Source organism: Dactylosporangium sp. McL0621, from assembly GCF_049995355.1.
In the GTDB taxonomy this organism is placed as follows: Bacteria; Actinomycetota; Actinomycetes; order Mycobacteriales; family Micromonosporaceae; genus Dactylosporangium.
Genome location: NZ_CP188259.1, coordinates 10770397 through 10790252, shown reverse-complemented (window position 1 = coordinate 10790252; position 19856 = coordinate 10770397). Strand labels below are relative to the sequence as shown.

Sequence of the window (19856 nt, the reverse complement as noted above, 5' to 3'; positions counted from 1 at the left end):
TCTGACCCCGTGCCCGGCTATCCCCGTCCGCGGAATGTCCGCCCCACGCTCGTCGGTGAGCTGGGCGGCGGCTCTGAAGATGTCGCGGTCACGGGGGTGACGCACAGTAGCTCCGAGGTACGGCCGGGTGATCTTTACGCGGCGCTGCCCGGCGCGCGGGTGCACGGGGCGCAGTTCATCCCCGAGGCGCTCGAGCGCGGCGCGGTCGCGGTGCTCACCGACCCCGCCGGGGTGCGCGCGGACGCGGGCGTCCCGTTCATCGTGGCCGGCAAGCCCCGCGAAGTGCTCGGCGAGGTCGCCTCCAAGGTCTACGGCGAGCCGACCCGGCGCCTGACCACGATCGGCATCACCGGTACCGCGGGCAAGACGTCGACCACCTACCTCATCGAGGCCGGCCTACGCGCCGCCGGCCAGGTCACGGGCCTCATCGGCACCGTGGAGACCCGGCTGGGCGACCTGACCGTCAAGAGCATCCGGACCACGCCCGAGGCGACCGACCTGCACGCGCTCTTCGCCGCGGCGCTCGAGCGCGGCGTGCAGTCGGTGGCGATGGAGGTCTCCAGCCACGCCCTCGAGGTCGGCCGGGTCGGCGGGGTCCGCTTCGCCGCCGCCGGGTACACCAACTTCGGCCTGGACCACCTCGACTTCCACCCGTCCGTGGAGGACTACTTCGCGGCCAAGGCGCGCCTGTTCGACGGCCGCGCCGCCGTGGAGATCCTCAACCTCGACGACGTGTCGGTAATGCGACTGCGCAAGCCCGCCTCGTGGACGTATTCCGTTGCGAGTGATCTTGCCGACTTCGGCGTCTCCGGCGTGACCGTGGACGGCTACGGACAGGCCTTCGACGTGCACTGGAAGGGCCGCACCGCCCGCTCCGGCGTGCAGCTGCCCGGCCGGCACAACGTGGCCAACGCGCTGCTGGCCATCGCCTCCCTCGTCGCCGTCGGGGTGGACCTCGACGTCGCGGCCCGGGCCGTGGCCGGGGCGCCGGGCTCGCCGGGCCGCATGGAGCGCGTCGAGGCCCCCGGCGAGGTCGTCGGCGTCGTGGACTACGCGCACAAGCCCGACGCCATGGTCGAGGTCCTCAAGGCGCTGCGCACCCTCGCGGCCGCCCGCGGCGGCCGGGTGCTCTGCCTGGTCGGGGCCGGCGGCGACCGCGACCGCGGCAAGCGCCCGCTCATGGGCCGGGCCGCCGCCGAGGGCGCCGACCTGGTGATCGTCACCGACGACAACCCGCGCACCGAGGACCCGGCGGCGATCCGCGCCGAGGTGCTGGCCGGGGCCGCGGGCGGGCCGGCCGACGTGGTGGAGATCGGCGGCCGGCGCGCCGCCATCGCCCACGCGGTGGCCCAGGCCAAGCCCGGTGACGTGATCGCGCTGCTGGGCAAGGGGCACGAGACGGGCCAGGAGGTGGGCGGCGAGGTGCTCCCGTTCGACGACCGGGTGGAGCTGGCCGCGGCGCTGACCGAGGCGGCCTCATGATCGCCCTGACGCTGGCGGAGATCGCCGCGATCGTCGGCGGCGAGCTGCACGGTGGCGGCGCCGGCGCGGTGGTCGACGGCGACGTGGAGTACGACTCCCGCAAGGTCGGCCCCGGAAGCCTCTTCGTGGCCTTCGCGGGCGCGAAGGTCGACGCCCACGAGTTCGCCCCCAAGGCGATGGCCGACGGCGCGGCCGGGGTCCTCGGCAGCCGGCCCGTGCCGGGCGTGCCCACGGTCGTGGTCGCCGACCCCCGCCACGCGCTCGGCCTGCTCGCCCGTGCGGTGCTCGACCGGCTGCACGAGGCCGGCGGCATCACCGTCGTCGCGCTCACCGGCTCCTCCGGCAAGACCAGCACCAAGGACATCGTCGCCCGGCTGCTGGCCGCACACGGCCCGACCGTGGCGACCGTGGGCTCGGAGAACAACGAGCTCGGCACGCCGTACACGGTGCTCAAGGCCGACGCCGGCACCCGCTTCCTCGTGCTCGAGATGGGCGCGCGGGGGGTCGGGCACCTGCGGTACCTGTGCGAGATCGCCCCGCCCGACGTGGCCGTCGTGCTCAACGTCGGCGTCGCGCACATCAGCGAGTTCGGCTCGGTCGAGGGCATCGCGCAGGCCAAGGGCGAGCTCGTCGAGGCGCTCGGCCCCGGCGGCGTCGCGGTGCTCAACGCCGACGACGAGCGGGTCCGGGCCATGGCGGCGCGCACCACCGGCCGCGTCGTGCTGGCCGGCGAGGCCGCGGACGCGCAGGTCCGCGCCACCGACGTGGTGGCGCTGGACCGCGGCCGGTTCGGCTTCACCCTCACCGTCCCCGATTGTCAGGCGCCCGTTCCGGTCCGCCTCGGCGTCGCGGGGCGTCACAGCGTCGGCAACGCGTTACTCGCCGCTGCCGTCGCGTCGCTGGCGGGCATGGACCCGGCCGCGATCGCGGCGGGACTCGGCGATCTCGACGGTTTGTCGACCCGAAGGATGGATGTCTTCGACCGTGCCGATGATGTCACGGTCATCGACGACTCGTTCAACGCCAATCCGGCGTCCATGGCGGCGGCGCTGCACGCGCTCGTCGCGGTGGCCGGCGGGCGGCGCAAGATCGCCGTGCTCGGCTTCATGGCGGAGCTCGGCGAGTTCGAGCGAGCCGGACACGAGGAGGTCGGTCGTATCGCCGCGGAACTCGGCGTCGACCGTCTCGTGGCCGTCAGCGAGCAGGCCGCGCCGATCCTGACCGGAGCGGCCGCCGTGGCGAGTTGGGGAGGAGACTCGGTGCTCGTGACCGATCAGGAGGCCGCCGTCGCGCTGCTGCGCGCCGAGCTGCTTCCACGCGACGTGGTCCTGGTCAAGGGATCGCGCTACCGGACCTGGGGCGTCGCCGACGCCCTGCGCTCGGAAGATCTCGGCAAGTGAGGGCCGTCTTCGTCGCGGCCTTCGTCGCGTTTCTCATCTCGCTGTTCGGTACGCCGATCGCGATCAGGTACTTCACCCGCCTGAAGGCCGACCAGCCCATCCGCAGCGAGGGCCCGCAGACCCACCTCGGCAAGAAGGGCACGCCCACCATGGGTGGCGTGGTGTTCATCTTCGCCACGCTCGTCGCCTACACCGGCGGGCACATCGCGCTCACCACGCTGCCCGAGGCGCAGCTGCGCCCGTCCGGCCCGACCGCGACCGCGGTGGTGCTGCTCGGCCTGTTCGTCTTCACCGGCCTGCTGGGCTTCCTCGACGACTACCTCAAGGTCGCCAAGCGCAACAGCGACGGGCTCAACAAGCGGGGCAAGCTCATCGGCCAGGCGCTCATCGGCGCCGTCTTCGGTGCGATCGCGCTCTACGTCTCCTCCGACCGGACCGGCCGCCAGGTCGTCACCACGGTGGCCAGCCCGAAGCTGTCGTGGGTGCACGACATCGACTGGCTGAACATCGGCAAGATCGCCGCGGTGATCTTCTTCGTGTTCGTGGTCATGTCGATGTCCAACGCGGTGAACCTGACCGACGGCCTCGACGGCCTCGCGACCGGCACGTCGATCCTGGTGCTCATCAGCTACATGGCGATCGCGTTCTGGCAGTACCGCCACTGGTGCGCCGACCCGTCGTACAAGGCCGGATACTGCTACGACGTGCGCGACCCGCTGGAGATGGCCCTGATCGCCGGGGCCGCCGTCGGCGCGCTGGTCGGCTTCCTGTGGTGGAACACGTCACCGGCCCGCATCTTCATGGGCGACACCGGCTCGATGGCGCTGGGCTCCCTCATCGCGGGCCTCGCGCTGGCCACCAAGACCATCCTGCTGCTGCCACTGCTGGGCCTGCTCTTCGTGATCATCGTGGTGACCTGGGTCATGCAGATCGGCTCGTACCGCACGACCGGTAAACGCATCTTCCGGATGGTGCCGCTACAGCACCACTTCGAGCTGGCCGGATGGAGCGAGGTCAACATCGTGGTCCGCTTCTGGATCATCGCCGGCCTCGGCGTCGCGGCCTCCCTCGGCCTCTTCGCCGCCGACTTCCTGCGTGTGATGAGCGGCGCCTCCTAACGGCACGTCCCCCCGGCGCGTCGCGGCCGTCCGGCCCCGGCGCGCCGGGAATGATGGGCGGCATGAGGAGCGACGGGGAGGAAGTTCCGAACGACGGCGGCTGGCTGGGCAACCTGGTCGGATCGCTGCGGGGGCTGCTGGACCGGCCGCTCGCCTCCTACTACCTGCTGCTGTCCAGCGTCGGCCTGCTCGTCTTCATCGGGCTGGTCATGGTCTTCTCGGTGACCAGCGTCGACAGCTTCGCGACCACCGGCAGCCCGTTCACCTCGATCGCCAAGCAGGCGCTCTTCGCGGTGGTCGGGCTGATCGCGTTCTGGGTCTGCCAGCGGCTGCCGGTGCGGACCTTCCGGGCCGTGGCCATCCCGGCGCTGCTCGCCACGTTCGTGCTGATGTCCTTCGTCGACCTGATGGGCTGGGCGGCGGCCCGCCGTGCGCCGCCCGGGGCCGAGGTCGACCCGATCCACCTCGGGCCGATCTGGGTCAAGGACCTGTGGCTGCACGTCGGCGGCTTCCAGCTGCAGCCGGCCGAGTTCGCCAAGATCGCGCTGGTGATCTGGGGCGCCGACCTGCTCGTGCGCAAGGGCCGCAGCATCATGAACTGGCGCGAGCTGCTCATGCCGATGTTCCCGGTGACGGTCGCGCTGCTGATCCTCGTGGGCTACAACGACCTCGGCTCGATGATCTGCATGGTGGTGCTGTTCACCGGCCTGCTGTGGGCGGCCGGGGCCCGGCTGCCGGTCTTCGGCTGGCTCGGCGGGTTCTTCCTGGCCGGCGTGGTCGCGCTCATCCTGCTGCCGGCCAACAAGGACTACCGGCTGGACCGGCTCAAGGTCTTCTTCGACCCGAGCATCGACCCCGACGCGAAGGCGGGGCGGTACCAGTACCTGCGCGGCCTGTGGGCGGTCGCCGACGGCGGCTGGTTCGGCGTCGGCCTAGGCCAGGGCCAGCTCAAGTGGGGCCGGCTGCCCAACGCGCACAACGACTTCATCTTCGCCATCGTCGCCGAGGAGCTCGGCGTGGTCGGCTGCATGGTCGTGCTGCTGCTGTTCGGCATGCTCACCTACACCGGCCTGCGCATCGCCCGCCGCGTCGAGGACCCGTTCCGCCGGCTGGCCGCCGCGGCGATCACCCTCTGGTTCGTCGGTCAGGCGATCATCAACATCGGGGGCGTCGTCGGCCTGCTGCCGATCACCGGCCTGCCGCTGCCGTTCATCTCCGACGGCGGCAGCGCCCTGGTCGTCGCGCTCGGCGCGGCCGGCATCCTCACCTCCGCCGCCCGGGCCGAGCCGGACTGCGCCCGAGCCATGCACGCCCGTCCGCCGCGGAAATGGGTGCGACTACTCTGGGCGCCGTTGCCGCCGCTTCCGCGCGCCCGCGAGGAGGACGACGGCACGGACCCCTCGACTCGCACGACGGGCCGGCCCACCCTCACGGGGTCGCCCCGCGGAAGGAGCACCTGATGGCAGCGCTGCGTTCGGTGGTGCTGGCCGGCGGAGGCACGGGCGGGCACATCTACCCGCTGCTCGCCTTCGCCGACTGCTTGCGCAGGCACGACCCCGACGTCCGCATCACGTGCATCGGCTCGCCGAGCGGGATGGAGAACGACCTGATCCCGCCGCGCGGGTACGACCTGCGCCACGTCCCGGCGTACCAACTGCCGCGCTCGGTGAACCTGAACCTGGTGCGCACCCCGGACCGGATGTGGAAGGCGGCCCGGGCCACCCGTGCGATCCTCGACGAGGTGAACGCCGACGCCGTCGTCGGCTTCGGCGGCTACGTGTCGGTCCCGGCCTACCTGGCCGCCTGGCGGCGCAAGACGCCCACGGTCATCCACGAGGTGAACGTGCCGATCGGCGTGGCCAACAAGATGGGGATGCGCTTCACCAAGAACATCGTGCTCGGCTTCCCGCACCAGGCCCAGCAGATGCCGTCCGTGGCGGACTCGCCCGTGGTCGGCGTGCCGCTGCGGCAGAGCATCGCGACCCTGGACCGGGCCGCCCGCCGCGCCGAGGCCCGCCGGTACTTCGGCCTCGACCCGAACCTGCCGACGCTGTTCGTCTTCGGCGCCTCCTCCGGCGCCCGCTCGATCAACAACGCGGTGGCGGGCGCGGCCAAGGCGATCACCTCGGCCGGGGTGCAGGTGCTGCACATCATCGGCGCCCGCAACGAGGACTTCGAGGTCCCGGCCGGGCTGGCCGCGCCGTACGTGCGCGTCAAGTTCCTCGCCGAGATGGAGCTCGGCTACGCGGCCGGCGACCTGGCCCTGTGCCGCGGCGGCGCGATGACGTGCGCCGAGACCGCCGCGATCGGCATGCCCGCGGTTTACGTGCCGCTGCCGTGGGGCAACGGCGAGCAGCGGCGCAACGCGCTGCCGGTGGTCGAGGCGGGTGGCGGCCTCATCGTCGAGGACGGCGACCTGACGCCCGAGCTGATCGCGCAGCAGATCGTGCCGCTCGCGCGCGACGGCGCCCGGCTCGCCGCGATGAGCCACGCGGCCGCCGGATACGGGCGCCGTGACGGTGACGAGGCCCTTCGTCGGTACCTGTTGAGGATCGTTGGATCATGAGCGGAGCGGAGCGAAGCGGAGTGGCCGCGCAGCATGAAGTTCAGCGCAACCTGACGGCCGAGGAGCTGGGCAAGGTCCATCTCGTGGGCGTGGGCGGGGTCGGCATGAGCGGCCTGGCCCGCCTGCTGCTCACCCGCGGCATCCCCACCTCGGGCAGCGAGCTCAAGGAGTGGCCTCAGCTCGCCGCGCTCAAGGCCCTCGGCGGCACGATCTACCGCACCCACGAGGCGTCCAACCTCGACGGCGTGGACACGGTCGTGTACTCCACCGCCATCCCCAAGGACCACATCGAGCTCGTCACCGCCCGCGAGCGGGGCCTGCGGCTGCTGCACCGCTCGGAGGCCCTGGCCGCCACGATGCTCGACCGGCGCGCCGTCGCCGTGGCCGGCACGCACGGCAAGACGACCACCACCTCCATGCTCACGCTGATCCTGCAGCACGCCGGGCTCGACCCCTCGTTCGTGATCGGCGGCGAGATCTCCGCGATCGGCTCCGGCGCCCACCACGGCAGCGGCGACCTCTTCGTGGCCGAGGCCGACGAGAGCGACCGTTCGTTCCTGCTGTACTCCCCGCACGTCGCGCTCGTCACAAACATCGACGCGGATCACCTCAACACGTACGGCGACCTGCAGGGGCTCGAAGACGCGTTCGTCGAGTTCTGCGCCCGGGTCCAGCCGGGCGGGTTCGTGGTCACCTGCGCCGACGACGCCGGGGCGATGCGGATGGCGGTGCGGGCCCGGGCGGCCGGGGCCGACGTGGTCACCTACGGCACCGCGCCCGACGCCGACCTGCGCATCAGCGAGGTCCGCTCGTCCGTGCACGGGGTGCGGTACGTGGCCCACCACGAAGGCGTGCCGCTCGGCGAGGTGTTCCTGCCGGTGCCGGGCGCCCACCTGGGCCTCAACTCGGCCGGGGCGGTCCTCACGGCGCTGCGGCTGGGCGTGCCGGCCGAGACGGCGATCGAGAGCCTGGCGACGTTCCCGGGCGTGCGGCGCCGCTTCGAGTTCAAGGGCGCCGAGGCCGGGGTGCGGGTCTACGACGAGTACGCATACCACCCGGTGCCGATCGCCGCGGCCCTGCGCACGCTGCGCGAGGTGGCCGGCGACGGGCGCCTCCTCGTGGTGTTCCAGCCCTACCGGGTGTACCGCACCCGCGACTTCCAGGCCGAGATCGCCGCCGGCCTCTCGCTCGCCGACGAGGCCCTGATCATGGAGGTCTTCGGGCCCGGCGAGGTCCGCGAGCCGGGGGAGGGCGGCGTGGCGCTCACGGCCGCGGTCGACCTGCCCGCGGAGCACAAGGTGTTCCTGCCGTCCTGGGAGGACGTGCCCGGCGAGGTGGTGGCCCGGGTCCGCGAGGGCGACGTGGTCGTCACCATGGGCGCGCCGCCGATCTCGCTCATGGGCGACGAGCTGCTGGCCGCGCTCAAGGGCGGGGGCGAGGCGGACGGGTACGTCGGCCGGCACTCCCGGGCCGACGACTGACGCCGGGCTGATCGCCGGTGACCCAGACGCGCGGATGGCGGCTCGTCCTGGCCCCCCGCGACGCGCCGCGCTCCGTGCGGCTCTTCGCGGCCCGGGCCCGGCGGCACCGTCTCCGCGCGGCGCTGCCCTGGCTGGTCGCGCTCGCGCTGGTGGCGCTGCTCGGCGGGGCGGCGGCGATCGTGTACCTCACCCCGGCCCTCGGCGTCGAGCGCATCGAGGTCACCGGGGCCGGCGTGCTCGACCCGGCCGCGGTGCGCGCGGCCGCCGGGGTGCGCGACGGCACCCCGCTGCCGCGGCTGGACCTGGGCGCGCTGGAGCGCCGGGTGCGCACGGAGCTCAAGCCCGTGCGCACCGTCAAGGCCCAGACGCACTACCCGCACACCCTCGCGATCGCGGTGGTGGAGCGCACGGCGATCGCGGCCGTGCCCAAGGTCGGCGGCTTCACCCTGCTCGACGCCGACGGCGTGGCCTTCCTGCCGGTCGACACCGCGCCGCCGGGCCTGCCGCTGATCCGCATCGCCCAGCCCGAGCCGGGCGACGCCACCACCGAAAGCGCCCTGACCGTGCTGGCCGCGCTGTCCCCGGCGGTCCGTACGCAGATGGTCGCGCTGGTCGCCGAGTCGCCGACCCGGATCAGGCTGGAGCTGACCGGCGAGCGGTCCGTGGTGTGGGGCGACGCCACCCAGAACGAGGCCAAGGTCCGGGTGCTGGAGCGCACCCCCATCGAGCCCGGGCACACCCTCGACGTGAGCGCCCCCGGCGTCGTCCTGGAGAAGTGACGCGTCCGCCCGTCACAACCGCAGGCCGGCGGCGTTAACGAATTCGACGGCGCGGTGGGCGTTTGGCCGACACGCCGGGGCACGGTCCTTGGATCACGACAGTCGGGCCCTTACCTTGCGATAAGGCATTAGTTGACATAACTATAAGCCTCTAGTAAAGGGTGAGGGTTTGCGGGACCCCCATCCGGTGCGTTCGCATTGGCGGACGCCGCCCGTCACGGGGTCGGGCTCGGACAGGCCTCCGCGAGGGGGCGGACCGGGGTTCAAGGCTCGGCACCGGACAGGATCGGCGCTCGCCAACCTCGAAAGGAAAGGTGGTCCGATGACACATCCGCACAACTATCTCGCGGTCATCAAGGTCGTCGGCATCGGCGGCGGCGGGGTGAACGCCGTCAATCGCATGATCGAGGTTGGCCTGAAGGGCGTCGAGTTCATCGCGATCAACACCGACGCCCAGGCCCTGCTGATGAGCGACGCCGACGTCAAGCTCGACGTCGGACGGGAACTGACCCGCGGGCTGGGTGCGGGCGCCAACCCCGACGTCGGCAAGAATGCGGCCGAAGACCACCGGGACGAGATCGAAGAGGTGCTCAAGGGCGCCGACATGGTCTTCGTCACCTGCGGCGAGGGCGGCGGGACGGGCACCGGCGGCGCGCCCGTCGTGGCCAACATCGCGCGGAAGCTCGGCGCGCTGACCATCGGCGTGGTCACCCGGCCCTTCTCGTTCGAGGGAAAGCGCCGCCAGGTGCAGGCCGAGTCCGGCATCGAGGAGCTGCGCAACCAGTGCGACACGCTCATCGTGATCCCGAACGACCGGCTCCTGGCCCTCGGCGACCGCGGCATCAGCATGATGGACGCGTTCCGCCAGGCCGACCAGGTGCTGCTCTCCGGTGTCCAGGGCATCACCGACCTCATCACCACGCCGGGCCTGATCAACCTTGACTTCGCCGACGTCAAGAGCGTCATGAGCGGCGCCGGTAGCGCGCTCATGGGCATCGGCAGCGCCCGCGGGGACAACCGCGCGGTCGAGGCCGCCGAGTCGGCCATCTCCAGCCCGCTGCTGGAGCAGAGCATGGACGGCGCGCGTGGCGTGCTGCTGTCCATCGCCGGCGGGTCCGACCTCGGTCTGTTCGAGATCAACGACGCGGCCCAGCTGGTCACCGACGCCGCCCACCCGGACGCCAACATCATCTTCGGCGCGGTCATCGACGACGCGCTCGGCGACGAGGTGCGCGTCACGGTCATCGCGGCCGGCTTCGACGGGGGCGCCCCGGCGTACCGCCCGATCGAGAGCCGGGCCCCGCGCACGGCGCACGGCCCGCAGCACAGCCAGCCGAAGGAGCCGGCGCCCCAGGAGCGCCAGGCCCCGCCGCCGCCCCGGCGGGTGCTCTTCGACGACGTCGACGTGCCGGACTTTCTCAAGAACGGTGCGTGATTGATCACGGCTTGAGCTCTGGTTGAATTGGGTAGGTCGCATGTGCGGCCTACCCAATCGCCGTATTCAGCGCAAACTTCTTTGGGGGCCCAGTTGGATGCGCGCACCGAGCAGATCGCGGCCAATCTCGCATCCGTGCGGGAGCGGATCACCGCGGCCTGCCGCGCGGCCGGCCGGGAGCCGGAATCGGTCACCCTCGTGGCCGTGACGAAGACCTACCCGGCCGAGGACGTCGCCCGGCTGGCCGAGCTGGGCGTGGCCGACGTCGGCGAGAATCGGGACCAGGAGGCGGCCGCCAAGGCCGCCGCCGTGCCCGGTGTGCGGTGGCACTTCGTCGGGCAGCTGCAGCGCAACAAGGCGCGCTCGGTGGCCGGCTACGCCGACGCCGTGCACTCCGTGGACAGCCTTCGCCTGGTGGATGCCCTGGCCGACGCCGTGGTGAAGACCGAGCGGGCCGCCCCGCTCGGCGCGCTGGTGCAGGTGAGCCTCGACGACGACGAGCACCGTGGCGGGGCGCTCACCGGACAGGTCGAGAAGGTCGCCGAGGCGATCGCGGCCAGCCCGGCCCTCGCGCTGCGCGGGGTCATGGCGGTCGCGCCGCTGGGCTGGGAGCCGGACGAGGCATTCGCCCGGCTGGCGGCAATCGCGTCCCGGATTCGTCAGCGTTTTTCCGGGCCGGACGGGGCGGCGGACTGGATTTCCGCGGGTATGAGTGACGATCTCGAATCCGCGATTCTGCACGGCTCGACACACGTCCGTGTCGGCAGTGCATTGCTCGGAAAACGCACCCCACTGGGGTAGCCTGGCCCGCGGGAACGGAAAACTACACGGGTGTGGTTCTGCGCCGGCGGGGCGGTGTCGCACGACGTGATCGGTGGCACCGACAACGGGGGGAAGTGCCGCATGGCGGTGGACGGAGGAGCGCGTATGGGTGCTCTGCGCAGGGCGGGCGTGTGGCTCGGTCTCGTCGAGGACGAGGACGATCGTGGGTACGACGATCGTCATTACCGGTACGACAACGACCTGCTCGACGAAGAGGACGACGTCGACGACGTGCCGGCGCCGCGCTCCCGCACGGCCTCGGAGCGGCTCTCCGCCTCGGAGCGCCTCTCGGCGTCCGACCGGCTCTCGACCTCGGAGCGTCTCTCCGCCTCCGAGCGCCTGGAGGCGAGCGCCGCGAGCCGCACCAGCACCGTCCGCTCGATCACGCGCCCGACCGCGTCGGTCAGCTACCCGACGCGCGACAACCTGGCCCTCGCCCCGACGAGCTCCGTCCGTGATCGCCCCCAGGTGGACGAGGACAGCGACGACCGCCGTTACGCGATCACCACGCTGCACCCCACCACGTACAACGAGGCCCGCACGATTGGGGAGCACTTCCGCGACGGCGTCCCGGTGATCATGAACCTCACCGAAATGGACGAGTCGGATGCCAAACGTTTGGTCGACTTCGCGGCCGGACTCGTATTCGGCCTGCGTGGTAACTTCGAGCGGGTGACCAACCGAGTCTTCCTGCTCTCACCGGCAAATGTCCAGGTCACCGCCGAGGACAAAGCTAAGATCGCCGAGGGCGGGTTCTTCAACCAGAGCTGATGCGAGGACTCAACGGCCGTGGTGTCCATCACCTTGCAGATCGTGCATCTGCTGCTCTACCTCTTCTTGGTGGCGCTCCTCGGACGCTTTGTGATGGGCTACGTCATGCAGTTCGGTCGCCGCTGGCAACCCGGCCGGGGAGCCGCCGCCGCGCTCGAAGTGGTGTGGAGCGTCACCGATCCGCCGCTCAAAGCGTTGAGGCGGGTGATTCGTCCGCTGCGTATTGGTACCGTGGCCGTGGACCTGTCTTCGCTTGTGCTGCTGGTTATCCTGTTCGTGCTGATGTACGTCGTGTTAGGGCGGCTGATCGCGGCGTTCTCGTGACACGCACCGCTCGGCGGCCACGCGGCCGCAACTGACCCGAGGAGTTTCGATGCCGCTGACCCCGGCCGACGTTCACAACGTCGCCTTCAAGAAGCCCCCAATCGGCAAGCGGGGCTACGACGAGGAGGAGGTCGACGCCTTCCTCGACGAGGTCGAGCGTGAGCTCGCCCGGTTGATCGAAGAGAACAACGAGCTGCGCGCGCAGCTCGAGCGCGGCGGCGGCCCCGCCCGCTCGGCGCCCGGCGCCGGCGGCGACCCCCGCCTGGCCGCGGAGCTCGCCGACCTCAAGACGCAGTTCGAGCGCGTCCAGCGGGAGAAGGCGTCGGCCGAGCAGGCCGCCCGCAGCATGCAGCAGGAGCTCGACCAGGTCCGCACGCAGGGCGGCCCGGCCGGTGGCTCCGGCGACGGCGAGCAGCAGGCGCTGCGCGTGCTCATGATGGCCCAGCGCACCGCGGACGACCACGTGTCCGACGCGCGCCGCGAGGCCGACAAGCTCCTCTCCGAGGCCCGCACCAAGGCCGAGGAGGTCACCCGCGACGCGCGGGCGAAGGCCGACGCGCTCGAGCGCGACGCCCGCCAGCGCCACCAGGAGGCCATGGGCGGCCTGGACGCGAAGCGCACCGCGCTGCAGAAGCACATCGAGGAGCTCAAGCAGTTCGAGCGCGAGTACCGCACCCGCCTCAAGGCCTACCTGGAGAGCCAGCTGCGCGACCTCACCGGTCGCGAGCAGAGCCTCGAGGCCGAGATGGCGCAGCGCGGCGAGGGCGCGGCGCGCCCGGCGGTCGGCGGCGGCGGTCTGGCCACGGCCGGCCTCGCGGGCGGCTACGAGGGCGCGGGTCGCTGACCCTGGGCCCGTCTCCCCGAGGCGAGCACGACGCACAGCGGCACCCACAAGAGTGAAGTAGTGGCACAGAGCGGCCCACCGGCAGCACCCGACACGCGGCCGGTCAATGCGACACGCGGCGCCCCAGTCGAAATTCGGCTGGGGCGCCGGTCATTCTGGGAGACTTCCGCCTGGCTCGTTCGTTGTACCGGCTGAGAGACACTCGCCCGGAGACGCCATCGGCGCTCGCCCCGGGACTCGCTTTGCGGAGGGACAGGGCCGTGATCGTCGGAAGCCTGCTGCTGATCGTGGTAGCCGTCGGCCTGCTCGTGCTGGGCCTGCTCCAGGGGTCGGACGCCCTGCTGGTCGCGTCCATCGGGGCGAGCCTGCTGGCCGCGGTCGCGCTGATCGTCGGTGGTCGCCAGGCCGCCGCCGCGCGCACCGCCCGCACCGCCCGCACCGGGCGCCAGGTGCCCTCGGAGCGCTACGACCCGTTCGCGTCCCACCTCGGCGGTGACGAGCTCGGTGGCGAGGACGAGGAGGTCCCGGGGGAGTACGGCCGGCGGGCGGAGCGCCAGGCGGTCGGCGCCGGGGCGCGCACCGGCACCACCTACGGCACGTCCACCGGCGGCCGCCCGGCCGCCCCGGACGAGACCACGACGACGGCCCCGGTCCGCGACGAGCCCGATGCCGGGATCCCGCTGCAGGGCGACAGCGAGGGCCGCTACGAGGAGTACCCGTCGCAGTACGACCAGCACCGGCCGGTCGACTCGTACCAGGACGACGATGACGACGACGATGACGACTACGACGACGAGGACCCGGCCGACGAGCCGGCGATCCAGCAGTCGCCGGCCGCCGACCTCGCCCGCGTCGCCGCGCTGCCCGACGAGGTCCTCGTGATCGACGGCCGGCCGCGGTACCACGTGCCGAACTGCCCGCACCTGCTCGGCCGCGAGCACGAGCCGCTGCCGGCGCACGAGGCGGTCGAGCTCGGCTTCACCCCGTGCGCCGTGTGCGCGCCCAACGACGTGCTGCTCGCCGCCCGCCGGTAGGCCCCTGGGCGCAGAGCCGCCCGCGCGGAGGATCGCCCCCGATCGGGTGAACCTTCACAATGAGGCATGGCCACCATCGCGATCCGTGTCCGGCCCGGTGCATCGCGCACCGCGGTCGGGGGCGGCCATCCCGGGCCCTACGGGCCCGCCGTGGTCGTCGCGGTGGGCGCCCGCCCCGTCGACGGGCAGGCCACCGCGGCCGCGCTGAAGGCCCTCGCCGCCGCGATCGGGGTGCGCCCGTCGAGCCTGCGCCTCAAGGCGGGGGCGGCGAGCCGGGACAAACTGGTCGAACTCGCCGACCCGCCGGCGGACCTCGCCGATCGGGTCGCCGGTCTGCTGGCGGGCCGCCGTTGAGTCATGAGCTCAACGTCGCGCTGCTGATCGGCGCGGCGGTCCTGCTGGTGTCCGTGGGCGCGGTGCGGTTCTCGGTGCGCCTCGGCCTGCCCAGCCTCCTGGTCTACCTGGGGCTCGGGGTCGCGATCGGGGAGGCCGGGCTCGGCATCCAGTTCGCCGACGTCGAGCTGACCCGGACGCTGGGCATCTGCGCCCTCGTGGTGATCATCGCCGAGGGCGGCCTCACCACGCGCTGGTCGACCCTGCGCCCGGTGCTCGGCCCCGCCCTGGTGCTCTCCACCGTCGGGGTGGCGGTCAGCATCGCCGTGGTCGGGGCGGTCGTCCACTTCGCGCTGGGCGTCGGGTGGCAGCAGGCGCTGCTGTACGGCGCCGTGCTCTCCTCCACCGACGCGGCCGCCGTCTTCTCCACGCTGCGCCGGGTCCCGGTCCGGCCGCGCCTCGCCGCGCTGCTGGAGGCGGAGTCGGGCATCAACGACGCCCCCGTGGTCATCCTCGTCGTGATGCTCTCGGCGCCGCGGCTCGGCCAGCACCCCTGGTACGAGGAGCTGGCCCTCGTCGCCTACGAGCTCGTCGCCGGCGCCGCGGTCGGACTGCTGGCCGGGTTCGGCGGTGCCTGGGCGCTGCGCCGGGCCGCGCTGCCCTCCGCCGGGCTCTACCCGCTCGCCGCGATCGGCCTGACCGTGCTCGCCTACGCCGCCGGCGCCGTCGCCCACGCCTCCGGCTTCCTGGCCGTGTACGTCACCGGCGTCGTCCTCGGCAACGCCCGCCTGCCGCACCGGCGAGCCATGCTCGGCTTCGCCGACGGGCTGGCCTGGCTCGCCCAGATCGGCCTGTTCGTGCTGCTGGGTCTGCTGGCCTCGCCGAGCGAACTCGGCGGGGCGGTGCTCACCGCCCTGGTCGTCGGCCTGGTCCTGGTGCTGCTGGCCCGCCCGCTGTCGGTGGTGGTCAGCAGCGCCCCGTTCCTGCTCACCCCGAACGGTCCCGGATGGCGGGACCAGGCGTTCCTGTCCTGGGCGGGCCTGCGCGGGGCGGTGCCCGTCGTGCTCGCCACGATCCCGCTCTCGGCCCGGCTGCCGGGCGCCCAGGACCTGTTCAACGTCGTCTTCGTGCTCGTGGTGATCTACACGGCCGCCCAGGGCGTGACGCTGCCGCCGGCGGCGCGCCTGCTCGGGGTCACCGCGCCCGCCGAGCCCACCGACCTGCAGGTGGAGGCCGCACCCCTGGAGCGCATGGGCGCGGATCTGCTGCAGGTCGAGGTGCCGGAGGGCTCGAAGCTCAACGGCGTGCACGTGGACGAGTTACGATTGCCTCTCGGTGCGGTCGTGACGCTGGTGTTGCGCGACGGCGGTGCGTTCGTGCCGGCGCCGGAGACCCGCCTGAAGACCCGTGACAGCCTCCTGATCGTCACCACCGAGCAGGTTCGCGATGCCGCGGAGCAACGGCTGCGGGCCGTGAGCAGGCGGGGGCGACTCGCTCGCTGGTTTGCCGAACATGGCGATGATCGGCGCCAATAATTGATCAAATTGGTCGGAATACGTGTGGCGCGTTTGTCGGACGCGTGTACATTCCGTATTCTTGCCAGCCACTGGAGTGCGCGACCGCGCGTCGCGCGCCCATTTTGCATCTGGGGGAGCCATGGCCGAGCGGGCTGATGCCGTGCCGACGAGGCGGTCAGCGAGTGGTGCCGGGCGGAGCAAGGCCGCCGATGTGACGGGAGGGGCCACTGTGACAACAGCACAGAAACCCGCCTCTCGGCAAGCCGGAACGCCGAACCGGGCGACAGAGGCGGCCGCCACCGGAGCGGCCGGCACGAAGCCGGCGGAGGCGGCGCCGGCCGCCAAGGCCGCACCGGCGAAACGGGCTCCGGCCCGCAAGGCCGGCAGTACCAGCACCACGACAGCGCCGACCACGTCAATCGCCGCCCGTGCGGCCAAGGGAGCCACAATGGCCAAGACCGCCGAACCGAAGACCACCGCGGCCAAGACCGCTGGGGCGACGAAGCCCGCCCGTGGAACGCGCACCGCCGCCGAGACGGAGAAGATCCGGGTGGCGCTGATCGAGCGCCGCGACGAGCTCAAGGGCGAGCACGAGCAGGCCATGGTGGAGATCCGTGAGCTGCAGCAGCACCGCCTCACCGACTCCGCCGGCGACGACCAGGCCGACACCGGCACCAAGACCGGCGAGCGCGAGCAGGAGATCACCATCGCCAACAACCTGGCCGACCGCATCCTGCAGGTCGAGCGGGCGCTGGAGCGGCTCGACGAGGGCGGCTACGGCTGGTGTGAGAAGTGCGGCAACCCCATCCCCGTGGAGCGCCTGGCCGCGTTCCCGTCCGCTACGCTCTGCGTCACCTGCAAGCAGTTGGAGGAGCGGCGCTGACCACCCAGGAGCCCACCCAGGACCGGGCCGAGCCGACGGCCGTGGACCCCGCGACCCCCGCGGCCGGCCCGTCCGCCGCGCGGACCCGGGCCTGGTCCGTCTTCGGCCTCGTCGCCGTGGCGATCGTCGGCATCGACCTGGCCGTGAAGCAGTGGACGACCTCGACCATCGCCCACGGCGACCCGGTGAAGCTGTTCGGCGGCCTGATCTACGTGATCTACACCCGCAACAGCGGGGCCGCGTTCAGCATGCTCCGCGATCACACGTGGATCTTCCCGATCATCGCGCTCGGCGTGGTCGGCTGGCTGTTCTGGATGATCCGCGGGACGGTGTCGACCGCCTGGGCGGTCGCCCTGGGGCTCGTGCTGGGGGGCGCCGCGGGCAACCTCGGCGACCGGCTCTTCCGCGCCCCGGGGCCGTTCCGGGGGCACGTCGTGGACATGTTCAGCTTCCTGGACGACCACGCCGGGCACTTCCCGGTGTTCAACATCGCCGACTCGGCCCTGACCGTCGGCGTGGCGCTGGCGATCCTGCTCGAGTTCATGGGGCGGCGCCGCGACGGGACCCGGGCCCGCAAAGATGCGTGAGGTCCGCTCGCTGCCGGTGCCCGACGGCCTGGACGGCACACGGCTCGACCAGGCCCTCACCCGCCTCTTCGGGCTCAGCCGCACCACCGCGGCCGACCTGGTCGAGGCCGGGGACGTGTCGGTCGACGGCGAGGTGCGGCCGAAGTCGGACAAGGTCCGCGCGGGCGCCTGGCTGGAGGTGACGCTGCCGGCCCCCGCCGGGGTGGTGGCGGTCGAGGCCGTGCCCGTCGACGGCCTCGGGATCGTCTACAGCGACGACGACATCGTGGTGGTCGACAAGCCGGTCGGCGTGGCGGCGCACCCGAGCCCGGGCTGGACCGGCCCGACGGTGATCGGCGGGCTGGCCGCGATGGGCCAGACGGTCGCCACCAGCGGCGCGGCCGAGCGGCAGGGCGTGGTGCACCGGCTCGACGTCGGCACCACCGGGCTCATGGTCGTGGCCAAGAGCGAGATCGCGTACAGCGCCCTGAAGCGCGCCTTCAAGGCCCGCGAGGTCGAGAAGCGCTACCACGCCGTGGTCCAGGGCCACCCGGACCCGCTGCGCGGCACGATCGACGCACCCATCGACCGGCACCCGAACCACGACTACAAGTTCGCGGTCGTCTCCGGCGGCCGGCCGAGCGTCACCCACTACGACACGATCGAGGCCTTCCCGGCCGCGAGCCTGCTCGACGTGAATCTGGAGACCGGGCGCACCCACCAGATCCGGGTGCACTTCTCGGCGCTGCGGCACCCGTGCGTGGGGGACGTGACCTACGGCGCCGACCCGACCCTGGCCGCCCGGCTCGGGCTCTCGCGGCAGTGGCTGCACGCCCGCGAGCTGGGCTTCGCGCACCCGCGCCACGGCGAGTTCGTCTCGTTCCTGAGCGAGTACCCGGCCGACCTGGCGGCGGCGCTGGAGGTTCTCAGCGCCGCCGCGTAGGCCGCCTCAGACGAGCGTGATGTCGTCGGCGTAGATCGTGCCGGTGCCGTACCAGCCGTGCACCCACACCTTGATCGAGGTGGCGCTGCCGGTGCTGACGGTGACGGTCAGCTTCGTCCAGGCCGAGCCGGACCCGGGCGACCACGTGCTCACGTCGCCCGCCCCCGTGGTGGCGCCGAGGAACGCGTAGCTGCCCTGGACCCAGGCGGTCAGCGTGTACGTGCGGTTGGGCTGCACGGCCACGGTCTGGCTGCACTGGGCGTTGTCGGACGCGGACGCGGCCGCCTTGAGCGCCTTGGTCCCGCCATGCACCGGCGTGCTCACGACGCTGCAGAGGCTGCCGGTCCACGGCGCGAGCGAGCCCGTCTCGAAGTTGCCGTTGGTCAGGCCGCCGGCCGGGGGAGTGCTGCTCGGGCTGCCGCTCGGGCTGCTGCTCGGGCTCCTGGAAGGCGTGGGCGACGCGCTGCTCTTCGTCGGGCTGGGCGAGCCCGGCGTGCCGCCGCCGCTGGTGAACGGGGCGAAGATGTGCGAGAACTGCCACGTGCTCTGCGAGATGCCGGAGCAGGTGTCCGACGCCGCGCCGCCGGGGCAGCCGCCGTTGTCGCGCTGCAGCGCCCAGAACGACAGCTCGGCGATGCCCTGCTGGGTCGCCCAGGAGTAGACGGCGTTCGCGTCGGCGACGGTGAACGTCTCGGCGGGGCCGAAGTCGTCGACGCCGATCATCTCGGTCACGCCGATCATGGACCACAGCTGCTGGCTGGTCCTCCCGGGGTACAACTGCTGCAGTTGCGTGTGCAGGCCGTTGGACGCCGTCTTGGTGTCGTTGGCCATCTGGTGCGGCTGGTTGTCGTAGTAGTCGAAGGTCATCTGGTTGACGATGTCGATCCGTGCGTTGTTGGCCACCGCGTTGCGCAGCACCGCGAGCCCGCTGTCGGCCAGGCCGCTCGTGGTCGTCGGCAGCGTGTAGACGAACTGGATGCTCCGCCCGTTGGCGGCGGCCCAGTCCTCGACGATCTTGATCGCCTTGTTGCGGCGGTCGATGCCGGCGGTGTTGGTCAGCGAGTTGTCCTCGACGTCGAGGTCGATGCGGGTGACGTCGTAGGTGGTGATGACCTTCTCGAACTGCGCCGCGATCTGGTTGACGTCGGTGCAGCTGTCGGCGATCTCGGTGGCGCCGTTGTCGGCCGCGTAGCCGCCGAACGAGGGGATCACGTCGCCGCCGCGGGCGCGGATGGCGGCGATGTCGCTGCCGAACGTCGAGTTGGCGATCGGCATGCCGGTGTCGCCGTTCCAGTAGACCGTGCACGAGCCGTGGCTCGCGGTCTGGATGAAGGCCATGGTCAGGTACTTGTCGCCGGACTGCTGGGACAGCCCGTTGAGGCTGTCGCCGTTGTAGGCCTCGAAGTAGGGGGCGAACACGTGGGCGGGGATGGCGGTCGCCGCCTGGGCGGACGGCGTGACCGCGAGGACGACCCCGGTGGCGGCCAGCGCCACCGCGGCGGCTGCGATGAGAGACCTTCGCATGACCCCTTCTTTCTATTAGTAAACTTGACTGATA

General features: G+C 72.2%; 19 protein-coding genes. 18 read left to right on the top strand and 1 reads right to left on the bottom strand.

The annotated features are described in order from the left end of the window. The first annotated feature begins 9 nt into the window (after positions 1–9). The 18 genes from ACPPVO_RS51095 (at position 10) to ACPPVO_RS51010 (ending at position 18298) form a co-directional block, all read left to right on the top strand. Positions 10–1482 (top strand): UDP-N-acetylmuramoyl-L-alanyl-D-glutamate--2,6-diaminopimelate ligase, encoded by a 1473-nt coding sequence (locus ACPPVO_RS51095; protein ID WP_426506501.1) that lies wholly within the window; start codon positions 10–12, stop codon positions 1480–1482. Beyond that, complete coding sequence (locus ACPPVO_RS51090) at positions 1479–2882, top strand: UDP-N-acetylmuramoyl-tripeptide--D-alanyl-D-alanine ligase (RefSeq protein ID WP_426506499.1); 1404 nt, start codon at positions 1479–1481, stop codon at positions 2880–2882. Before ACPPVO_RS51095 ends, ACPPVO_RS51090 begins: the two co-directional genes overlap by 4 nt. Further along, the gene (gene mraY / locus ACPPVO_RS51085; RefSeq protein ID WP_426506497.1) at positions 2879–4000 is read left to right on the top strand and encodes a phospho-N-acetylmuramoyl-pentapeptide-transferase; all 1122 of its coding nucleotides are present in this window, start codon (positions 2879–2881) and stop codon (positions 3998–4000) included. Before ACPPVO_RS51090 ends, mraY begins: the two co-directional genes overlap by 4 nt. A gap of 62 nt (positions 4001–4062) precedes the next feature. Beyond that, on the top strand, positions 4063–5460 hold the full coding sequence (locus tag ACPPVO_RS51080) for an FtsW/RodA/SpoVE family cell cycle protein (protein ID WP_426506495.1): 1398 nt from the start codon (positions 4063–4065) through the stop codon (positions 5458–5460). After that, a complete protein-coding gene (locus tag ACPPVO_RS51075) occupies positions 5460–6566 on the top strand; it encodes a UDP-N-acetylglucosamine--N-acetylmuramyl-(pentapeptide) pyrophosphoryl-undecaprenol N-acetylglucosamine transferase (RefSeq protein ID WP_360378618.1) in 1107 nt (368 codons plus the stop codon). Before ACPPVO_RS51080 ends, ACPPVO_RS51075 begins: the two co-directional genes overlap by 1 nt. Beyond that, the gene (gene murC / locus ACPPVO_RS51070) at positions 6563–8047 is read left to right on the top strand and encodes a UDP-N-acetylmuramate--L-alanine ligase (RefSeq protein ID WP_360378615.1); all 1485 of its coding nucleotides are present in this window, start codon (positions 6563–6565) and stop codon (positions 8045–8047) included. The genes ACPPVO_RS51075 and murC overlap by 4 nt, the downstream gene beginning before the upstream one ends. A gap of 17 nt (positions 8048–8064) precedes the next feature. Continuing rightward, positions 8065–8826, top strand: a complete 762-nt coding sequence (locus ACPPVO_RS51065; RefSeq protein WP_426506492.1) for a cell division protein FtsQ/DivIB — start codon at positions 8065–8067, stop codon at positions 8824–8826. Between the two features lie 322 nt (positions 8827–9148). After that, positions 9149–10261: a cell division protein FtsZ gene (gene ftsZ, locus ACPPVO_RS51060; protein ID WP_426506491.1), complete on the top strand. Its 1113-nt coding sequence runs from the start codon at positions 9149–9151 to the stop codon at positions 10259–10261. Between the two features lie 93 nt (positions 10262–10354). After that, complete coding sequence (locus ACPPVO_RS51055; RefSeq protein ID WP_426506490.1) at positions 10355–11062, top strand: YggS family pyridoxal phosphate-dependent enzyme; 708 nt, start codon at positions 10355–10357, stop codon at positions 11060–11062. A gap of 126 nt (positions 11063–11188) precedes the next feature. Then, the gene (locus ACPPVO_RS51050; RefSeq protein WP_426514849.1) at positions 11189–11854 is read left to right on the top strand and encodes a cell division protein SepF; all 666 of its coding nucleotides are present in this window, start codon (positions 11189–11191) and stop codon (positions 11852–11854) included. Between the two features lie 18 nt (positions 11855–11872). Beyond that, positions 11873–12178, top strand: a complete 306-nt coding sequence (locus ACPPVO_RS51045; RefSeq protein WP_223096957.1) for a YggT family protein — start codon at positions 11873–11875, stop codon at positions 12176–12178. 49 nt (positions 12179–12227) lie between these two features. Next, a complete protein-coding gene (locus tag ACPPVO_RS51040) occupies positions 12228–13022 on the top strand; it encodes a DivIVA domain-containing protein (RefSeq protein WP_426506488.1) in 795 nt (264 codons plus the stop codon). Between the two features lie 260 nt (positions 13023–13282). Further along, a complete protein-coding gene (locus ACPPVO_RS51035) occupies positions 13283–14056 on the top strand; it encodes a hypothetical protein (RefSeq protein ID WP_426506486.1) in 774 nt (257 codons plus the stop codon). A 66-nt stretch (positions 14057–14122) separates the two neighbouring features. Next, positions 14123–14410, top strand: coding sequence for a DUF167 domain-containing protein (locus tag ACPPVO_RS51030; protein WP_360378605.1), 288 nt, complete (start codon positions 14123–14125; stop codon positions 14408–14410). Continuing rightward, on the top strand, positions 14407–15924 hold the full coding sequence (locus tag ACPPVO_RS51025) for a potassium/proton antiporter (protein WP_426506484.1): 1518 nt from the start codon (positions 14407–14409) through the stop codon (positions 15922–15924). Before ACPPVO_RS51030 ends, ACPPVO_RS51025 begins: the two co-directional genes overlap by 4 nt. Before the next feature lie 430 nt (positions 15925–16354). Further along, on the top strand, positions 16355–16789 hold the full coding sequence (locus ACPPVO_RS51020; protein WP_426506483.1) for a TraR/DksA family transcriptional regulator: 435 nt from the start codon (positions 16355–16357) through the stop codon (positions 16787–16789). 41 nt (positions 16790–16830) lie between these two features. Next, positions 16831–17376: a signal peptidase II gene (gene lspA, locus ACPPVO_RS51015; RefSeq protein WP_426506482.1), complete on the top strand. Its 546-nt coding sequence runs from the start codon at positions 16831–16833 to the stop codon at positions 17374–17376. Next, positions 17369–18298, top strand: a complete 930-nt coding sequence (locus tag ACPPVO_RS51010; protein ID WP_426506480.1) for an RluA family pseudouridine synthase — start codon at positions 17369–17371, stop codon at positions 18296–18298. The genes lspA and ACPPVO_RS51010 overlap by 8 nt, the downstream gene beginning before the upstream one ends. Before the next feature lie 6 nt (positions 18299–18304). On the opposite strand, the gene ACPPVO_RS51005 is transcribed toward ACPPVO_RS51010, so the two are convergent. Then, entirely contained in the window at positions 18305–19822 is a 1518-nt protein-coding gene (locus ACPPVO_RS51005; RefSeq protein WP_426506478.1) for a carbohydrate binding domain-containing protein, read from the bottom strand. Positions 19823–19856: the final 34 nt, after the last annotated feature.

Excerpts from the sequence above, each read along its gene's own strand:
- ACPPVO_RS51090 (WP_426506499.1), top strand. The coding sequence starts at position 1,479 with ATGATCGCCCTGACGCTGGCGGAGATCGCCGCGATCGTCGGCGGCGAG.
- ACPPVO_RS51080 (WP_426506495.1), top strand. The coding sequence starts at position 4,063 with ATGAGGAGCGACGGGGAGGAAGTTCCGAACGACGGCGGCTGGCTGGGC.
- ACPPVO_RS51075 (WP_360378618.1), top strand. The coding sequence starts at position 5,460 with ATGGCAGCGCTGCGTTCGGTGGTGCTGGCCGGCGGAGGCACGGGCGGG.
- murC (WP_360378615.1), top strand. The coding sequence starts at position 6,563 with ATGAGCGGAGCGGAGCGAAGCGGAGTGGCCGCGCAGCATGAAGTTCAG.
- ftsZ (WP_426506491.1), top strand. The coding sequence starts at position 9,149 with ATGACACATCCGCACAACTATCTCGCGGTCATCAAGGTCGTCGGCATC.
- ACPPVO_RS51050 (WP_426514849.1), top strand. The coding sequence starts at position 11,189 with ATGGGTGCTCTGCGCAGGGCGGGCGTGTGGCTCGGTCTCGTCGAGGAC.
- ACPPVO_RS51040 (WP_426506488.1), top strand. The coding sequence starts at position 12,228 with ATGCCGCTGACCCCGGCCGACGTTCACAACGTCGCCTTCAAGAAGCCC.
- ACPPVO_RS51030 (WP_360378605.1), top strand. The coding sequence starts at position 14,123 with ATGGCCACCATCGCGATCCGTGTCCGGCCCGGTGCATCGCGCACCGCG.
- ACPPVO_RS51020 (WP_426506483.1), top strand. The coding sequence starts at position 16,355 with ATGGCCAAGACCGCCGAACCGAAGACCACCGCGGCCAAGACCGCTGGG.
- ACPPVO_RS51010 (WP_426506480.1), top strand. The coding sequence starts at position 17,369 with ATGCGTGAGGTCCGCTCGCTGCCGGTGCCCGACGGCCTGGACGGCACA.
- ACPPVO_RS51005 (WP_426506478.1), bottom strand. The coding sequence starts at position 19,822 with ATGCGAAGGTCTCTCATCGCAGCCGCCGCGGTGGCGCTGGCCGCCACC.